Annotated in this window: 16 protein-coding genes; 12 read left to right on the forward strand and 4 right to left on the reverse strand. The window is 53.5% G+C overall.

All coding sequences use genetic code 11. The annotated features are described in order from the left end of the window. The first annotated feature begins 2 nt into the window (after nucleotides 1-2). Nucleotides 3-626 carry a LysE family translocator gene (locus tag HUO07_RS11255; RefSeq protein WP_176303654.1) on the forward strand — a complete coding sequence of 208 codons (624 nt, stop codon included), beginning with the start codon at nucleotides 3-5 and terminating at the stop codon, nucleotides 624-626. 19 nt (nucleotides 627-645) lie between these two features. Here HUO07_RS11255 and HUO07_RS11260 read toward each other — a convergent pair whose 3' ends face one another. From HUO07_RS11260 to HUO07_RS11270, 3 genes are read right to left on the reverse strand one after another with little or no spacing between them, the layout of a single operon-like run. Next, complete coding sequence (locus tag HUO07_RS11260) at nucleotides 646-2043, reverse strand: VTT domain-containing protein (RefSeq protein ID WP_176303655.1); 1398 nt, start codon at nucleotides 2041-2043, stop codon at nucleotides 646-648. 41 nt (nucleotides 2044-2084) lie between these two features. Continuing rightward, nucleotides 2085-3017 carry a diguanylate cyclase domain-containing protein gene (locus tag HUO07_RS11265; protein ID WP_176303656.1) on the reverse strand — a complete coding sequence of 311 codons (933 nt, stop codon included), beginning with the start codon at nucleotides 3015-3017 and terminating at the stop codon, nucleotides 2085-2087. Further along, nucleotides 3014-3868 (reverse strand): hypothetical protein, encoded by an 855-nt coding sequence (locus tag HUO07_RS11270; protein ID WP_176303657.1) that lies wholly within the window; start codon nucleotides 3866-3868, stop codon nucleotides 3014-3016. The genes HUO07_RS11265 and HUO07_RS11270 overlap by 4 nt, the downstream gene beginning before the upstream one ends. A 386-nt stretch (nucleotides 3869-4254) precedes the next feature. Here HUO07_RS11270 and HUO07_RS11275 point away from each other — a divergent pair, with 386 nt between their 5' ends. The 11 genes from HUO07_RS11275 to lipB all read left to right on the forward strand — a co-directional run bounded on the left by HUO07_RS11275 (nucleotide 4255) and on the right by lipB (nucleotide 14880). After that, nucleotides 4255-5562: a glutamate-5-semialdehyde dehydrogenase gene (locus HUO07_RS11275; RefSeq protein ID WP_176303658.1), complete on the forward strand. Its 1308-nt coding sequence runs from the start codon at nucleotides 4255-4257 to the stop codon at nucleotides 5560-5562. A 9-nt stretch (nucleotides 5563-5571) separates the two neighbouring features. Then, nucleotides 5572-6231, forward strand: a complete 660-nt coding sequence (gene nadD, locus HUO07_RS11280; RefSeq protein WP_176303659.1) for a nicotinate-nucleotide adenylyltransferase — start codon at nucleotides 5572-5574, stop codon at nucleotides 6229-6231. 78 nt (nucleotides 6232-6309) lie between these two features. Next, on the forward strand, nucleotides 6310-6696 hold the full coding sequence (gene rsfS / locus HUO07_RS11285) for a ribosome silencing factor (RefSeq protein WP_035557221.1): 387 nt from the start codon (nucleotides 6310-6312) through the stop codon (nucleotides 6694-6696). After that, nucleotides 6693-7160, forward strand: a complete 468-nt coding sequence (gene rlmH, locus HUO07_RS11290; protein WP_176303660.1) for a 23S rRNA (pseudouridine(1915)-N(3))-methyltransferase RlmH — start codon at nucleotides 6693-6695, stop codon at nucleotides 7158-7160. Before rsfS ends, rlmH begins: the two co-directional genes overlap by 4 nt. A 71-nt stretch (nucleotides 7161-7231) precedes the next feature. Continuing rightward, on the forward strand, nucleotides 7232-9139 hold the full coding sequence (gene mrdA / locus HUO07_RS11295; RefSeq protein ID WP_176303661.1) for a penicillin-binding protein 2: 1908 nt from the start codon (nucleotides 7232-7234) through the stop codon (nucleotides 9137-9139). A gap of 3 nt (nucleotides 9140-9142) precedes the next feature. Then, on the forward strand, nucleotides 9143-10303 hold the full coding sequence (gene rodA / locus HUO07_RS11300) for a rod shape-determining protein RodA (RefSeq protein ID WP_176303662.1): 1161 nt from the start codon (nucleotides 9143-9145) through the stop codon (nucleotides 10301-10303). A 121-nt stretch (nucleotides 10304-10424) separates the two neighbouring features. Continuing rightward, a complete protein-coding gene (gene mltB, locus HUO07_RS11305; RefSeq protein ID WP_176303663.1) occupies nucleotides 10425-11498 on the forward strand; it encodes a lytic murein transglycosylase B in 1074 nt (357 codons plus the stop codon). After that, nucleotides 11495-12538, forward strand: a complete 1044-nt coding sequence (locus tag HUO07_RS11310) for a septal ring lytic transglycosylase RlpA family protein (protein WP_176303664.1) — start codon at nucleotides 11495-11497, stop codon at nucleotides 12536-12538. Before mltB ends, HUO07_RS11310 begins: the two co-directional genes overlap by 4 nt. 97 nt (nucleotides 12539-12635) lie before the next feature. After that, entirely contained in the window at nucleotides 12636-13850 is a 1215-nt protein-coding gene (locus HUO07_RS11315) for a D-alanyl-D-alanine carboxypeptidase family protein (RefSeq protein WP_035557236.1), read from the forward strand. 53 nt (nucleotides 13851-13903) lie between these two features. Next, nucleotides 13904-14215, forward strand: a complete 312-nt coding sequence (locus tag HUO07_RS11320; protein WP_035557238.1) for an HP0495 family protein — start codon at nucleotides 13904-13906, stop codon at nucleotides 14213-14215. A gap of 2 nt (nucleotides 14216-14217) precedes the next feature. Continuing rightward, nucleotides 14218-14880: a lipoyl(octanoyl) transferase LipB gene (gene lipB / locus HUO07_RS11325; RefSeq protein WP_176303665.1), complete on the forward strand. Its 663-nt coding sequence runs from the start codon at nucleotides 14218-14220 to the stop codon at nucleotides 14878-14880. Between the two features lie 56 nt (nucleotides 14881-14936). Here the strand turns inward: lipB and lipA are convergent, their stop codons facing one another. After that, nucleotides 14937-15995, reverse strand: coding sequence for a lipoyl synthase (lipA, locus tag HUO07_RS11330; protein ID WP_176303666.1), 1059 nt, complete (start codon nucleotides 15993-15995; stop codon nucleotides 14937-14939). Nucleotides 15996-16060 lie beyond the last annotated feature (65 nt).

Raw genomic sequence — 16060 nt, forward strand, 5'->3', positions numbered from 1 at the left:
CTATGATCTCGTGGGCGACGCTCTCGGTTTTTGTACCAACGTTTTTGTTTGTCTCACTTACCCCAGGCATGTGCATGACACTTGCGATGGTGCTGGGTATGACCCAGGGCGTTAAGCGTACGCTGTGGATGATGATTGGCGAGCTGCTCGGTGTCGGCTTAGTCGCGGCAGCGGCGGGTGCTGGGGTGGCGGCGCTAATGCTACGTCAGCCAGAACTGTTTGTGTTGTTCAAATGGGTGGGCGGCGCCTATTTAGGCTATTTGGGCATTATGATGTGGCGTTCCCGTGGGCGAATGGCAATACCTAGCGAGCTGGATACTGGCCCACCAGCCAGTCGGTTACAGCTAGCGACGCAAGGCTTTGTGACCGCGGTAGCAAACCCCAAGGGGTGGGCGTTTTTTATGGTACTGCTGCCACCTTTTCTAGACAGTAATCGCCCATTGCCAGGCCAGCTCAGCCTGCTGATTGCGGTCATTTTAACCATCGAGCTCGCTAGCATGCTGGTCTACGCCACTGGGGGTAAAACGCTACGTAATGTGCTCGGCAAGAGCGGCAATGTGCGCTTACTTAACCGAATCGCTGGCACGTTGATGATAGGGGTTGGGCTCTGGCTTGCCCTTGGTTGAACAAAACGGTGTTAGTGCTTTAAACCGGCGGCAAAAACCCGACGCGGGCGCTGAGAAGTACCAATGATGCCACGCTGAGTAGAGGCCAGGGGCATGGCCGTAGGCTTGGCCGGGGCTGCTGCTGCCAATGCAGCAGGGTTAGTGCGCAGACAACTAAGCCTAACAGCGCGCCTCCCACCAGATCGCTAAACCAGTGCACGCCCACCACCAGTCTCGATAATGCCATAGGCAGTGCAAGCGCAAGCGCACACCAATAGGCCAAAAAGCGCTTATGGCGAGGCATTTCGGCTGCAATAAACGCTGCTGTCAGACCAAATAGCACCACAGCGGTGGATGTATGCGCGCTTGGGTAGGAAAAAGAGCCCATCAGGTAGTCCGGTGTGTCAGGGCGGGCACGTCCAAACAACCCTTTACCAATAATGTTAAGCAGTGCGACCCCTGCAAAGGCGCCGCCCCAGTGCCGTAGGGCATCCCAGCGTTTGCCTAACAGTAACCATACCGCCCACGGCAGTGCGAACGCGATAATGCCAAAGGTGTCGCCAATTTTTGCAAAAATATTCCCTACGCTGTAAACAATATCGCCGTGCAGCCCTGTAAACAGCCGATGAATAAAAATATCCATATCCAGTGGGCCGTTTTCGCCGATAACCATTAGCGTCCAGCCCGAGAGGCTACCAAGTGCTATGACCAGCAGTAGCAGGGAGGCTAATGGGACATCTCCAGATTGGCTCATTGCAAGCCAGGGGCGCCGTAGCAGTGGCAGCCGGCGAGCAGTACCGGCGATCATCCGGTAAAGTCGCCCATGCCGTGTGGCTTGATGGCGGCCCCATGAAAAAATAACCGCGAGAGCGACAACAATAACGGCCAGTATCAGTAAAGCGGCTTCAAGGCCTGGAGGTAGATTCAAATGGTGCTGCCAAGTGCGGCCTAGTAAGTAGCCGGGCAGAATATAAGCAGGTGCCCACAGGGCCGCCGAGGTTAGGTTGGCCCAAATAAAAGTGTGCGGCGGCATGCGCATCATGCCTGCCACTAAAGGGATAATGGGTCTTACAGGGCCTACAAAGCGGCCGATAAAAACCGACCATATACCGTAGCGCTCAAAGAAGCGTGACCCTCTTCCCAGCCACTCGGGATGCTGAGACAGTGGCCACCGCTGGGTAACGTGTTCGCGATGCCTGTAGCCGAGCAAAAAGCTGATGCCGTCACCTATTACAGCCCCGATAAAGGCCGCACCAATCAGCCATGCCAAGGTAATATCCTGATGTCCTGCCATAGAAGCCGTTGAGGTAATTAACACTACGCCAGGTACTAGCAAGCCCACAAGTGCAAGCGATTCCACTAATGAAATGACCAGCACCAGGCAAAGTAGTAGTAGGGGCGATGGCGCTAATGAGAGGAGCATATCGGCTAGCGGCACATACTTCTCCGGCGATAAATGAGGTGGGGGTTAACAATAACTTAAACGTTGGCGAGTGAGGCGCCGCGTGTCTCCAGGCGCTTTAAATAGCGCTCGAAGCTTTCTGCTCGACTGGGTAAGCAGGCCGCAATACGCGCTTCAAGCTGGCCAGTTTCCACTAGCACGCGCTCAGAAAGAGCTCGCTGTAAGCGCTCGCGAACCAATAGTGCGCCGCTTTCACTAGTATCTGGGAGAACCAACCAAAACGTAGCGTTATCGGCGCGGCCCAGGACATCATGATCACGACAGCGGCTATTCACTTCACTACATAGTGCGCCTAATAGAGCCGTCTGCGCGCGATGGCCAAATTGCTCTGCGGCCATATCCAGCTGCGGCAAGTGCACTACTAACACCGCTAGCTGTTGATTGAGCATGGCCGCACGCTGAAATTCGCTATTTAAGCGCTCTTTTAACGTATCAATGTGATAGGCGTTGCAGTCGCTATCGTTAGGGTCAGTCGCCCGAAGCAGTGCGCGGCGACGGGCGTGTTCCCAGCGAGGTAGCGCAAGGAGCAGCGTTAAGGCGGCATAGCCGACAATAATCGCTGGTGGCGCAGCGGCGACGGTGGGAAGCAGCCACCATAAGGGGCCGATAGCGATATTGACCAGTAACGCAGCCCACAACGGTAATAGTAAAAAAGTGGCGGTAATGGGCAGGCCAAGCCAAATGGGCGATGCCCCGGGGTGGTAGTAAAAAGCGCTAAGCACCACTGAGTAAGTGCAACAAAGCAATATGATGCGTGGTAGATAACTTTTCAGCCCTTGCCCGATATGCATGAGTACCGCTGACATGAGCAGCAGGGTCATGAACGTAGGGATCAGCAGGTCTCGGTAGTCACCCATGGCATATAGCCAAAGCGCATAACCCGCCATTAGCGTAATGCTGGAGGCGTAGGCGAGCGTCATCAACCGCTTGGGAATATGGTACTCGGTCATATCGTCTCTCGTACCCGCTCAGTCGGTAACTTACTCATCTCACATACCGATAGGGTTGCCGGTTCGATATCAATTAATTCAAGGTATTCACTCGTGATATTGTCGGGTAGATCGGCGAGCAGCAAGCTGCGTCGTTGAGCAGCTTCTTTCGGTGAGCGTGCGAGAAGGAGGGTGACCAGCGCCGTACTGCTTAAGCGGTATACATTTTCAAAATCATGCGTTAATTCACACAGTTTTTGTGCGGTTGGCCAAAGTTGATGACGCTTGACGTGCAGTATAAATACTTCTGCATGAATGCCTTCACGCTCACAGCGCGTTTGTTCGCGGGCAATGTCGCGCAGTAATTGTTCACCGGCCCATAAATTGAGCCCTGGAATCAAGCGTAAGCGCTGGCGAATAGAGCCGTTCATATCAATAAGCTGCTGTGCTCTGGAGAGGGCCAGCAAGCCAAGCACCAACAGGCAGCAGAGCAGCAGGATAAATTCAGGCTTTTCCAGTTGGGGTGCCACCATGACCGAGCTAACCAATGCGGCGCTGAGATGAAACGCCGCTACCCAATTATTTTGTGGCAGCATCAGCATGGCGGCCCAGGCCCAAATCAAAATGCTGTGCCGTTCAGGAGCGGCCGCAATTAACGCGACCAGCAGCACACCCGGCACAAGCTGCCATGGCAACCCTCGTGAGCGTCGGTGACTGAAGTCGAGCATTAGAGCGGTAATAAATAGCCAGCCGACTGAAAGCCACAGCACGAGTGCTGCGGCGGGCGGCGTAGCGGGCGTCCATAGCGCCAAAGCAACGGCTGCCGCTAAAAGATTGGCACGTAGTAGGCGTATTTTGTACTTGCTTTGCATGGTGACTTACTATTCGTCCTGAATAACCAGAAGTATCTGAGCAAGTGGGTGAGCGCATTATGAAAAACGTACGCGACACACATTAGCGCCTTAAGCATCCTCAGTATAACGTCGAAATGGCGTAACATAAGCACAAACGTAGAAACGGCTGCAAGATTATGTCATTCAAAGATATTGGGTTTATCATTTCATAACCACTGAACAACGTACCCTGGCCCTGCTTAGGGCATTATTCACTTTAGATTTTAATCTTAGTAGTTATTCTGAGCACTCAGTCTGGGTGATTCACCCGATTGCTTCAACATGGGCGCTTGGCTTGAATACATGGCTTGAGTACTGGAATTTCATATTTACACTTAGCACGCACGATGCCGCATGGAGACACTATGAGCGTTTCAACACCGTTCCAAGACGAGGCCCATCAGTACCTAGCGTCCGGAGACGTGCCCGCCTATATGCAGGCGTTGGGGCAGGCGGCACGCCGCGCAGCCAGTGAGCTACGCCGGGCGGATACGGGATTGAAAAACAGTGCCCTGATGGCAATGGCGCAGCGTTTGGCAGAAGCGCGCGGCCGCATTCTAGACGCCAATGCTGAGGATTTGCAGCGTGGCCGCCAGAGCGGCTTAGAGAGCGCGCTGTTAGACCGCTTAGCGCTAAACGATACTCGAATCGACGCCATGATTGAAGGGCTTCAGCAAGTGGCGAACTTGCCAGACCCAGTGGGCGAGATTAGTGATATGCGTTACCGGCCCAGCGGGATTCAGGTTGGCAAAATGCGCGTGCCACTAGGCGTTATTGGCATTATTTATGAGTCGCGCCCTAATGTGACGCTGGAAGCCGCTAGCCTTTGTCTAAAATCGGGTAATGTCTGTATTTTGCGTGGTGGTTCAGAAGCCAGCGCCTCAAATGCTGCGATTAGCGCCTGTATTCAAGCAGGGCTTGCGGATGTAGGGCTGCCAGCGGGTAGTGTTCAGGTGGTAGCAACCACCGACCGAGCGGCAGTGGGCGCAATGATTAGCATGCCGGAATATGTCGATGTCATTATTCCCCGTGGTGGCAAATCGCTAATTGAGCGTATTACCCGTGAGTCGCGCGTGCCGGTCATCAAACACCTTGACGGGGTTTGTCATGTTTACATCGATACTACTGCTGACCCTGCCAAGGCCTTAGCCATCGCCGTCAATGCGAAAACCCATCGCTACGGCACTTGTAACACCATGGAGACACTGCTGGTCGATGCGCCGATTGCTGACTTACTGTTACCCGAGCTGGCACGTGCCTATGCTGAACATGAGGTGGAGCTGCGTGGGTGTGAGCGTACTCAGGCACTGTTACCTCAGGCTATCGCAGCCGATGAGGCGGACTGGTACGCCGAGTACTTAGCCCCGGTGCTGGCGATTAAAGTGGTCGATGGTGTTGATGAGGCGATCGCCCATATCGAGCAGTATGGCTCACACCACACCGATGCGATTGTGACCCAAGATTATTCACTGGCGCGACGCTTTATGGCTGAAGTGGATTCGAGCTCGGTCATCGTTAATGCCTCGACTCGCTTTGCCGACGGTTTTGAGTATGGCTTGGGCGCTGAGATTGGAATTTCAACCGACAAGCTGCATGCCCGCGGGCCGGTAGGGTTAGAGGGCTTAACCACCCAGAAGTACGTCGTATTCGGTGATGGCCAAGTGCGTGAATAAGGGGGTGGTGTGAGTCTAAAGTTTCAGCGTATTGGAATGTTGGGGGGCACTTTTGACCCCATTCACTTGGGGCATTTACGCAGTGCTGTGGAGTTGCATGAGGCGCTGTCGCTTGATCAGCTACATATGATACCTGCTCAGCAGCCCCCCTTGCGGGATCAGCCGCAGGTGTCAGCGCGGCAGCGGTTGGCGCTCTTAAAGGCGGGTATCGGTGACACGCCTGGCTTGTTGGCTGATGATCGTGAGCTTCTGCGTGACGGCCCCTCCTACAGCACCGATACGCTTGCCGAGCTGCGTGCGGAGTATGGTGAGAATACGCGTCTGGTCATGGTGATTGGTTTCGATGCATTTTTGCGGCTTACACAATGGCATCAACCGGCGCGCATATTTGAGTTTGCCCATTTGGTGGTTATTGCTCGACCAGGCTATGGCGATCCATTGCCAGCGCCATTAATGGAACTGGTAGAGCATCGGGTAGTCGATAGCGTAGAGGAATTAATGCAGCGGTCATGTGGGGGCTTTTTGTCGCTTGAATTGCCATCCTTAATGGCCATTTCAGCGACCTATATTCGAAAGCGGCTGAAAGCGGGTAAAAGCGTGCGCTATTTGGTGCCACCCCCCGTTGAACAGGCTATTGCGCGCTACGGACTTTACCAGCAGTGTGAATAGCGCTGGCAGTCGTCAAATAAGCCGTTACAATGGCCGGCTTTATTGACCGATTACCCCATGAGGTTGTCTTTAGGAGTCATGCACATCGATACATTGAAAAATCTAGCGGTTGACGCGCTAGAAGAACTGAAAGCACGCGACATTACGCAGTTAGATGTTGCTAAATTAACCGAGGTCACCGACCTCATGTTGATTGCCAGTGGTACGTCGACCCGTCACGTCGCTGCTCTGGCGCAAAACGTAGTGGAAAAAGCCAAGGCAGCAGGGCTAGGTCCTCTGGGCGTAGAAGGTGGTGATAACGCCGACTGGGTGCTGGTCGACCTGGGTGACATTGTGGTTCATGTCATGATGCCTGAGGCGCGCACGCTCTATGATTTGGAGCGGCTATGGGCCGATCTGCCGACGGATTCGGGCGCGATTGGTGAGTCGCTTGAACGCTTTCAAGAGCGAGCTGGCATGTCATGAAAATCCGGCTGTTAGCGGTGGGAAGTAAAATGCCTGGGTGGGTAGAAGAGGGCGTGGAGACTTACCGTAAGCGGCTTCCGAGAGATTTCAATCTCGAGATCGAAGAAATTACCCTCGGCCAGCGTGGCAAAAATGCAGATATCGCGAAAGCGCGCGCCCAGGAGGCGCAGCGTATTCGCGATAAGTTGCGTGGCGACGAATACGTGGTAGCACTGGAAGTGAAAGGTAAACCATGGACCACCGAGCAGTTGGCACAAGAAGCTGATGTTTGGCGCATGGGCGGGCGGGATATTGCTCTGCTTGTAGGTGGTCCAGACGGGCTTGAGCCTTCGCTCTCAGCCGCAGCCGACAAAACCTGGTCAATCTCACCACTGACGCTACCACATCCACTGGTAAGAATTATGCTGGCCGAGCAGCTCTACCGTGCCTGGACACTATTAGTGGGTCACCCTTATCACCGTTAACGGCTGAATGGTAAGCCATTACTGTTTGTGTCCTGTTGCGCCTTTTGTTTGATTTGAGAGTCTTCGTTGCCATGCTCAAGCGCCCCAACACGCTAAAAAACTCCGAGCAAGAACTGCGTATTTTTCGTGTTAGAGCGCTGCTCGCCGTGTTGGTGGTATTGACTCTTGCCAGCTTGCTAACAGGGCGGCTTATTTATTTACAGATCGTCCAGCACGACATGTATAGCACGCGCTCTGAAAATAACCGGGTTCGCGTCGAACCGCTGCCGCCTAACCGGGGGTTAATTTACGATCGTAATGGCGTCCTGTTAGCCGAAAACCGTCCAACCTATAACCTGACCCTCGTTCGCGAGCGCGTCGATAATCTGGATGAAACGCTGGCGTTGCTGGTAGAGCTTCTTGAACTGCCTGAGGAAGAGATTGAAGCGTTTAACGTGCGCTCACGCCAGCGCCAACGACCTTTTCAACCAGCGCTGCTTACCAGTGATCTAAGCGAAGACCAAATTGCCCGTTTGGCAGTTAACCGCCACCGATTGCCAGGGGTGGAGATAGAGGCACAGCCGCTGCGGTTTTATCCTGATGCCGAAATAATGGCCCATGCGCTAGGTTACGTTGGCCGTATTAATGCTGAAGAGATGGAAACGCTGGATGCAGGTCGTTACGCGGGTACTCACTTTATTGGTAAAACCGGTATTGAGCGTTTTTACGAAGAAGAGCTGCATGGTGAGGCGGGTTTACGCAAAGTGGAAACCAACGCCCGCGGAAGAGTGTTACGAGAGCTAGGGCGCACTGACCCGGTACCTGGGAAGAATTTAACATTAACGTTGGATAAGTCGCTCCAGATGCTGGCTTATGAATTGTTAGATGGTCGTCGCGGTTCTATCGTGGCTATCGTGCCAGGCACAGGTGAGATTCTTGCGATGGTCTCAACACCGGGTTTTGACAGTAATCAGTTCGTCACCGGCATTGATGTGGCTTCTTATCGTGGTTTGCAGGAAGATCTCGATTTACCGCTTTTTAACCGCGCTATCCGTGGTCATTATCCTCCTGGCTCTACCATTAAACCTTTTCTAGCGCTGGCCGGGTTGGTGGAAGGGGTTATTACCCCTGATAGCACGATTAATGATCCCGGTTATTATCAGTTACCTAACGACTCCCGTCGTTACCGCAACTGGTTGCGCTGGGGGCATGGTCGTGTCGATATGGAGCGTTCCCTAGCCGTTTCTAATAACACTTACTACTACACCTTGGCACATGATTTAGGTATCGATAATCTCCATGAGCAGATGAGTAATTTTGGCTTTGGTCAGCGTGTCGCCCATGACGTGCAAGGAGAAAGCAGCGCTTTGATGCCCTCGCGTGATTGGAAACGAGGACGCTTTAACCAGCCCTGGTATCCCGGTGAGACCCTGTCCGTGGGGATTGGGCAAGGCTACTGGCAGGTGACGCCTTTGCAGCTAGCCAGCGCCACTGCAACGCTGGCCAATCGCGGCCACTGGGTGAAGCCGCGCTTGGCGCGTCAGATTGGCGATACCCCTGTCCCCCGTGACCTGCCCGACACCTTGGATGACATTCAGTTAGCTAATGACAACTGGTGGAATCGGGTATTCAGCGGTATGGAGAAGGTGATTAGTGGCACCGAAGGAACAGCGCGTCGAACTGGAGTGGGCCTTGAGTATCGCATGGGCGGTAAGTCAGGCACTGCACAGGTGTTTTCGCTGGGCCAGGACCAACGCTATAACGCTGATGAGTTAGCGGAGCGGCTCCGTGACCACGCGCTGTTTATGGCCTTTGCACCGCTGGAAGACCCTCAGATTGCGGTATCCGTTATTGTTGAAAACGCAGGCGGAGGCAGTACACACGCGGCTCATTTGGCGCGTGCTATGACGGATGCCTGGTTACTTGAGGATGAAGCGCCGGACGTAGAAGAAGTACGCGAAGTGTTAGAAGAAGATAACGCCAATGTGGAGGGGAACTAACCCATGCCTTGGCATTATCTAGCGCGTTCTATGCGTGGTTACCCTGTTCGCCCGCCCGAAAGCGGCATCGCCCGGCGTAAAAGTATTTGGGAGCGAATCCATCTAGACCCCTGGCTGCTTGGCTTGCTACTGGTATTGATGGGCAGTGGTTTAATCGTTCTTTATAGCGCTTCTGGACAATCCATTGATGCCGTGATTGCTCAGAGCATACGGTTTTGCATCGCCCTGGTGGTGATGGTAATCATTGCCCAGTTTTCACCTTCTACTTTTTTGCGCTTCGCGCCGCTAGCCTATGGGGTCGGGGTTGCCATGCTGGTTGCTGTTGATGTAGTGGGTGATGTGGGGATGGGCGCTAAGCGCTGGTTAGTTATTCCTGGTGTCATACGCTTTCAACCCTCGGAAATGATGAAACTGGCAGCCCCGTTAATGGTGGCGGCCTATCTTAATCGCTGTGAATTGCCGCCGCGTCTGCGCGATATACTAGTGTGTGGCGTTATCATCGGCGTGCCCGTCGTGCTGACGGCTATTCAGCCTGACTTGGGAACCTCGTTGCTGGTAGCCAGTGCTGCTCTTATCGTGGTTCTGCTAGCAGGTTTGTCGTGGCGGTTGATCGGATTTATTGCGGCGTTGGGGGCCGCCGGGGTGCCGGTATTATGGATGAATATGCATAACTACCAGCGTCAGCGCGTGTTGACTTTTTTGAACCCAGAAAGCGACCCGCTGGGCTCTGGCTGGAATATCATTCAGTCAACCACCGCCATAGGTAGCGGTGGGTTGTGGGGCAAAGGGTGGCTGCAGGGTACCCAGTCCCAGTTAGAGTTTTTGCCAGAGCGGCATACGGATTTCATTATTGCCGTCCTAGGCGAAGAGTTTGGTTTAGTGGGTATGCTGGTGCTGTTGTGCCTGTATCTATTAATCGTGAGCCGTGGTGTATGGATGGCAAGCGCTGCCCAGGATACCTTTGGCCGCTTAGTCGCAGGCAGTATCATCCTCACCTTTTTTATCTATGTATTTGTCAATATGGGCATGGTGAGTGGCATTCTGCCTGTCGTTGGTGTGCCGCTACCGTTGGTTAGCTTTGGCGGCACCTCAAGCGTGACCTTGTTGGCGGGTTTCGGTATTCTCATGTCCATACATGCTCATCGTCGGCTGCTGTCGCGCTAGCAAAGTTGCCCAGCCCAAACATATAGTTCAGACGCCTGTGTTACTCGGCAATGGAAAACTCAGGAATAGATGGTTCTGGAATTAATCGTTCTGGGATAAAGAGCTCAGGAGTGGAGAGTTAATGAACAAGGTTCAAGGGAAGACGAGCCGCTATTTTTTGGCAGCCATGATGTGCTGGGTAACGCCCATAGCAATTGCTGAGGAGCCTTCTCAGGGTGAACAGCAAGCTGCCCCTCAGCACTTTGCGCCTCAGCAAAATGCTGACAGCCAAGCGCTGATGGAAGAGCTAGTTGAGCAAGGGGTCCCTCAAGCGTGGCTAGAAGAGGCGCTCGGACAGGCTAATTATACCCAAAGTGTACTGGACGCCATGGAAGGGGCCGCCGAGCGACGTCTAAAGTGGCATGAGTATCGCGCCATTTTCATGACTCAGCAGCGCATTGAAGAGGGCGTTGAATTTATTGATAAGCATGCTGACGCCTTGGCGCGAGCCGAAAGTACCTATGGCGTTCCTGCTGAAATAATTACCGCTATTATTGGCGTTGAAACTTACTACGGCCGTCATAAAGGCCAGCACCGTGTATTGGATTCGCTAGCCACGCTGGCGTTTCTTCACCCGGCGAGAGGCGCTTTTTTTCGCGGTGAGCTGGCAGCGTTTTTACGTATAGCGTACGAGCAGCAGGTCGACCCTACTGGGCTGCGCGGCTCTTATGCAGGCGCTATGGGCTATCCGCAATTTATCCCCACCAGTTACCAAGCCTATGCGGTAGATTTTGATGATGATGGCCGCCGCGATTTGTGGGAAAACCCAGTCGATGCGATTGGTAGTGTCGCTAATTACTTTGCCGAGCATAACTGGAAACCAGGGGCTGATATTTATCACCAGGCCACTGGGCCAGACGAATTGTCAAGCGAGCTATTACAGGAACTCTCGTTTAACCAAACGTCGCCTCCTGCAGTGAGTGTCGCTCAACTGGCCGAGCAAGGGCTGACGCCTGAGGATTCTCTAGATAGTGAATTGTTGGTCGCGCCGTTGGCGCTTGAGTTCGCTGATGGCGAGACCCACTATCGGTTCGGCGAGTATAATTTTTATGTGATTACTCGCTATAACCATAGTCACCTGTATGCCATGGCTGTAGCCGAGTTGGCGGAAGAGATCGCCGCATTGCACGATAAGCTGCATGAGGACGAGGCATGAATAGCAAACTGACGATAACCAGGCGTGCTGGCGGGGTAATCGCCTTGCTGGCGCTGGTCAGTGGTTGTGCTAGCAATGATACCCAGCGTATTGATGTGCCTAGCTCGGCCAATCAAGCAGCTGCCCCTAGTTCGTCGGCCGCTACGAGTGACGGTCGTTACGCCATGAGCGGAGATGCCTACCCACTTGAACCGCCGGATGTTACCAAAGTGCCCGATGCAGAGCCGCGCGTTGAGCAGCCCTCCCGAGGTGGCAACCGCTCAACCTATGAGGTGTGGGGAAAAACCTACCATGTGCTGCCTGATGCCACAGACTACGAAAAACGCGGTACGGCCTCTTGGTATGGTGAAAAATTCCACGGCTATGCGACCTCAAACGGCGAAATTTACGATATGTATAAAATGTCGGCAGCTCACCGTTCGTTGCCCTTACCCACGTTTGCTCGGGTAACCAGCTTGGATAACGGGCAATCGGTGATTGTCAGGGTAAATGATCGCGGCCCGTTTCATAGTGACCGTGAAATAGATCTCTCGTATGCGGCAGCGGCACGATTGGGTTTTCTCGACAATGGCACCGGCTCCGTTAAAGTTGAAGCAATCAACCCTGAACAGTGGCTAGCCGAGCGTGGTCGAGGGGGGAGTGGTTCTTCCCAACAAGCAAGCGCTCCAGAGAGGCAAGTTGTTTCAAACGCTCCGTCGGCGGTTGCCCGGCAAGCGGCGTCTAATGTTTCAGTATCAAATTCTTCAGTGCCTACTGCTTCAGCGCCTGCTGCACCCTCACAAGCATCGATATCTCAGCCATCGCCAAACCAAGGCGGGACAGGTGACGCCGTTTACCTACAAATTGCTGCTCTCGGTAACCCTGAAGGCGCGCAGCAGTTGCAGCAGCGGCTGCAGGTTGAACAGCCCCATGACGTACGTATTATGAGTGATGCCGACGTCTATCGTGTGCAGATAGGCCCCATTAGGCCGGGGCAGGAGACTCAAGCACGTGAAACGCTGCGTCAAGCAGGGTTCCCCCAGGTCTTTGTTGTGCGATAATTAGCACCCTATTTATTTCTTGTGGCGCGTTTTACGCGCCGCCTTGTTTTTAAAAAAAGCTTTACAAGTAAGCTTTCAAGTAAGTGAGACTGACGTTATGAACGTGTTTACATCCATTGGCCGCTCTGCACGCCTATGCCTTTTTGCTGCAATGGCGACGGTTGCTGTGCCTGCCAGTGCACAGCAAGTTCCTCAACCGGTAATTCCGCAGCCGCAAACCATTATTCCTGCGGCCCCTCAGTTAGCGGCGAGTTCGTGGATACTCATGGATGCCAACAGTGGTCGCATTTTGGCGGAGCATAATTCGGATGAACGCCTTCCGCCGGCCAGTTTGACCAAGTTGATGACAGCCTATTTGGTTGAGCGTGAGCTTGATCGCGGCACTATTAATCTGACTGACATGATTAATATTAGTGAGAACGCGTGGCGTACCGGCGGCTCTAAAATGTTTATCGAGGTGGGTGATCAAGTTTCAGTAGATGACCTTCTTCATGGAATTATTATTGTGTCGGGCAACGATGCCAGTGTCGCCATGGCCGAGCATTTAGCCGGTGGAGAAACGCCCTTTGCGGACCTAATGAATCAGCATGCCACTCGGCTGGGCATGAATAATACAAATTTCCAAAATGCCACGGGCTTGCCGGGCGAGCAGCACTACTCAACTGCCCATGATATGGCACGCTTATCGCAGCACATTATTAATGATTATCCCGAACATTATGAAATTTACTCCCAGCGTACCTTCTCTTATGGCGGCATCGACCAGCCCAACCGCAACCGTTTGCTGTGGCGTGACCCTTCGGTCGACGGCCTAAAAACCGGCTGGACCACAGAGGCTGGTTTTTGCCTTGTATCGTCGGCTAAGCGTGACGATATGCGCTTGATTTCCGTTGTGATGGGGACCACCTCCGATGAGGCGCGTGCTCAGGAAACGCAAAAGCTACTCAGCTATGGTTTCCGCTTTTTCGAGACCATGAAGCTTTACGAGCGTGGTGCTGTTTTGGCCACGCCGCGTGTGTGGGGTGGCGATATTAACGAATTACGCGTGGGGGTCGATGAAGAGGTCTTTATGACCTTGCCGCGTAACCGTAATGAAGAACTGCGCGCGCGCCTTAATCTGAACCCGGATCTTCAGGCCCCGATTGCTATTGGTGATGAGGTCGGCACCCTTGAGGTTCATCTGGGCGACGAGGTGGTCGGTGAGCGTCGCTTGGTGGCCTTGGAAAACATTGAAGAGGGCGGTCTCTTCAAGCGTTTGTTTGATCAGGTGCAGCGCTTCTTTAGTGGCCTAATCAGCAACTTTACCGACTAAAGTTTGATTAGGTTTAAGCCGTTGGTTTTGTTTTTTGCAATGATGGGGTTGCTATGAAAAAAGGTACGCCACAAGGACTGCGTGATTTGCGCCAACCGGCGGTTCAAGAGCCGCCTAAAATCACTTTTCCTTGTGATTACTCGTTAAAGGTCGTAGGCGATGCCGCCGAAGACTTTCCTGCCTGTGTATGCCAAGTCATTGTGCGCCATGCGCCTGATTTCGACGCCACGACAATGCAGGTAGTTGATAGCCGTAATGGTCGTTTCCAATCGGTTCGTGTGGTGATTAGAGCGACCGGAGAGCAGCACATTAAAGAGCTGTTTGAGGCGCTAAAAGCCACCGGCCGTGTCCATATGGTGGTGTAAGCGTGAGCGACGCCGTGCCAATCAGGCTGCATCACTTGGGGCGCCAACCCTATCTTCCTGTTTGGGAAGCCATGCGCTCGCTGACTGATACCCGCGATGCCAATACCCTTGATCAGTTCTGGTTGGTCGAGCACGATCCTGTATTTACTCAAGGGCAGGCTGGCAAGCCGGAGCATTTACTTCTACCCGGGGATATTCCGGTAGTGCATACAGATAGGGGTGGGCAGGTTACCTATCACGGGCCTGGTCAGGTGGTGCTATATCCGTTACTGGATGTGCGGCGTGGAAAAATTGGCGTACGTGATTTAGTCACTGCATTGGAGAATGCGGTGATTGATGTATTAAGCAGTTACGGTGTAAGCGCGCGTGCACGGCCTGATGCGCCCGGTGTGTATGTAATGACCGACGCTGGTGAGGCTAAAATTGCTTCGTTAGGCTTGCGAATTAGGCGTGGGGCAAGTTTTCATGGCGTAGCGTTAAACGTCGATGGTGACCTAACGCCTTTTTTACGGATTAATCCCTGCGGCTATGCCGGCATGCCCATGGTGAGGTTGGCCGACTTTGCATCGCTACCAAGCAATCATCAGGTCGGGGAGCAGTTGGCGAAAGCGCTAGCCAAACGGCTAAATCGTGAATTGGTCAGTGTAGGTAGCTCGCCGCTGTAAAAGGGAGCCGGTGGCTCCCTTTTTTCAGCTAGCTCTATATAGCGGTAAAGTTAGGCTTATCCTACGTTTAACGCTGGAATAATATTGGGGTTCGCTTCTTGTTCCTGACCAGGAATGGCGGCGGGTGAGGCGAGCCCCAGGTTGTTCTTTTCAAACACACGATCAGCGCGATAGCTGGAACGCACCAGCGGGCCAGAAGGCACTTCCATGAAGCCCTTCTCCAAGCCGATTACACGGTAGCGGTCAAACTCTTCTGGCGTTACCCAGCGCTCTACCGCCAAGTGATTTTTGGTTGGGCGCAAATATTGACCAAGCGTGACGATATCGACACCGATTTCACGCAGATCATCAAAAGCCCGCAAAATCTCTTCGTCAGTTTCCCCTAACCCCAGCATCAAACTGGTTTTGGTGATGATGTCAGGACGGTAGCGTTTGGCATGGGCAAGCACGTCAAGCGTTTTACGATAACCCGCTCGCCGATCACGTACACGGCCTGTTAATCGTTCAACGGTTTCAACGTTTTGGGCAAATACTTGTAACCCAGAATCAACAACGCGCTCAATAGCACTCAGCTCGCCATCGAAGTCAGGTGTTAAGGCTTCCACGACAACTTCAGGCGTGCGCGCTTTAATGGCACTAATACAGTTGGCATAGTGCGATGCACCGCCGTCGTCGAGGTCGTCACGGTCTACCGAGGTGAGCACGATGTAACGAAGGCCCATTAACTCCACTGACTTCGCGGTGTTTTCAGGTTCTTCGTGATCAAGCCAGCCTTGTGGGTTGCCGGTATCTACCGCGCAGAATCGACAAGCGCGGGTGCATACTGATCCCATAAGCATGATGGTCGCCGTGCCGTTGCTCCAGCACTCGCCCATATTGGGGCAATGAGATTCAGCACAAACGGTGCTTAGTCGATGGGTAGCAACGTTCTTTTTGACCGCTTCAAAACGCTCCCCTCCAGGGATCTGTGCGCGCAGCCACTTGGGCTTGCGTTCAAGAGAAGGGGCTTCTGCCTGCGCTTTGCGCTGCTTCATGCCATCCTTTATCACCGACATGCCATGTTCATTACGGAATTTTTCACCGCTAGACACGCGTTGCGGAGGGATATTGCTCATAGGGACAGAGCCTCTCTTTTGTGCGGTAGGCCGAGTACGTTTGCAGGCGTTAAGCCCTTACAAGA

This window comes from Vreelandella maris, assembly GCF_013371085.1.
In the GTDB taxonomy this organism is placed as follows: Bacteria; Pseudomonadota; Gammaproteobacteria; order Pseudomonadales; family Halomonadaceae; genus Vreelandella; species Vreelandella maris.

Excerpts from the sequence above, each read along its gene's own strand:
- mrdA (WP_176303661.1), top strand. The coding sequence starts at position 7,232 with ATGCTCAAGCGCCCCAACACGCTAAAAAACTCCGAGCAAGAACTGCGT.
- HUO07_RS11315 (WP_035557236.1), top strand. The coding sequence starts at position 12,636 with ATGAACGTGTTTACATCCATTGGCCGCTCTGCACGCCTATGCCTTTTT.
- HUO07_RS11270 (WP_176303657.1), bottom strand. The coding sequence starts at position 3,868 with ATGCAAAGCAAGTACAAAATACGCCTACTACGTGCCAATCTTTTAGCG.
- rlmH (WP_176303660.1), top strand. The coding sequence starts at position 6,693 with ATGAAAATCCGGCTGTTAGCGGTGGGAAGTAAAATGCCTGGGTGGGTA.
- HUO07_RS11275 (WP_176303658.1), top strand. The coding sequence starts at position 4,255 with ATGAGCGTTTCAACACCGTTCCAAGACGAGGCCCATCAGTACCTAGCG.
- HUO07_RS11320 (WP_035557238.1), top strand. The coding sequence starts at position 13,904 with ATGAAAAAAGGTACGCCACAAGGACTGCGTGATTTGCGCCAACCGGCG.
- HUO07_RS11310 (WP_176303664.1), top strand. The coding sequence starts at position 11,495 with ATGAATAGCAAACTGACGATAACCAGGCGTGCTGGCGGGGTAATCGCC.
- HUO07_RS11255 (WP_176303654.1), top strand. The coding sequence starts at position 3 with ATGATCTCGTGGGCGACGCTCTCGGTTTTTGTACCAACGTTTTTGTTT.
- rsfS (WP_035557221.1), top strand. The coding sequence starts at position 6,310 with ATGCACATCGATACATTGAAAAATCTAGCGGTTGACGCGCTAGAAGAA.
- lipA (WP_176303666.1), bottom strand. The coding sequence starts at position 15,995 with ATGAGCAATATCCCTCCGCAACGCGTGTCTAGCGGTGAAAAATTCCGT.
- HUO07_RS11265 (WP_176303656.1), bottom strand. The coding sequence starts at position 3,017 with ATGACCGAGTACCATATTCCCAAGCGGTTGATGACGCTCGCCTACGCC.
- mltB (WP_176303663.1), top strand. The coding sequence starts at position 10,425 with ATGAACAAGGTTCAAGGGAAGACGAGCCGCTATTTTTTGGCAGCCATG.
- rodA (WP_176303662.1), top strand. The coding sequence starts at position 9,143 with ATGCCTTGGCATTATCTAGCGCGTTCTATGCGTGGTTACCCTGTTCGC.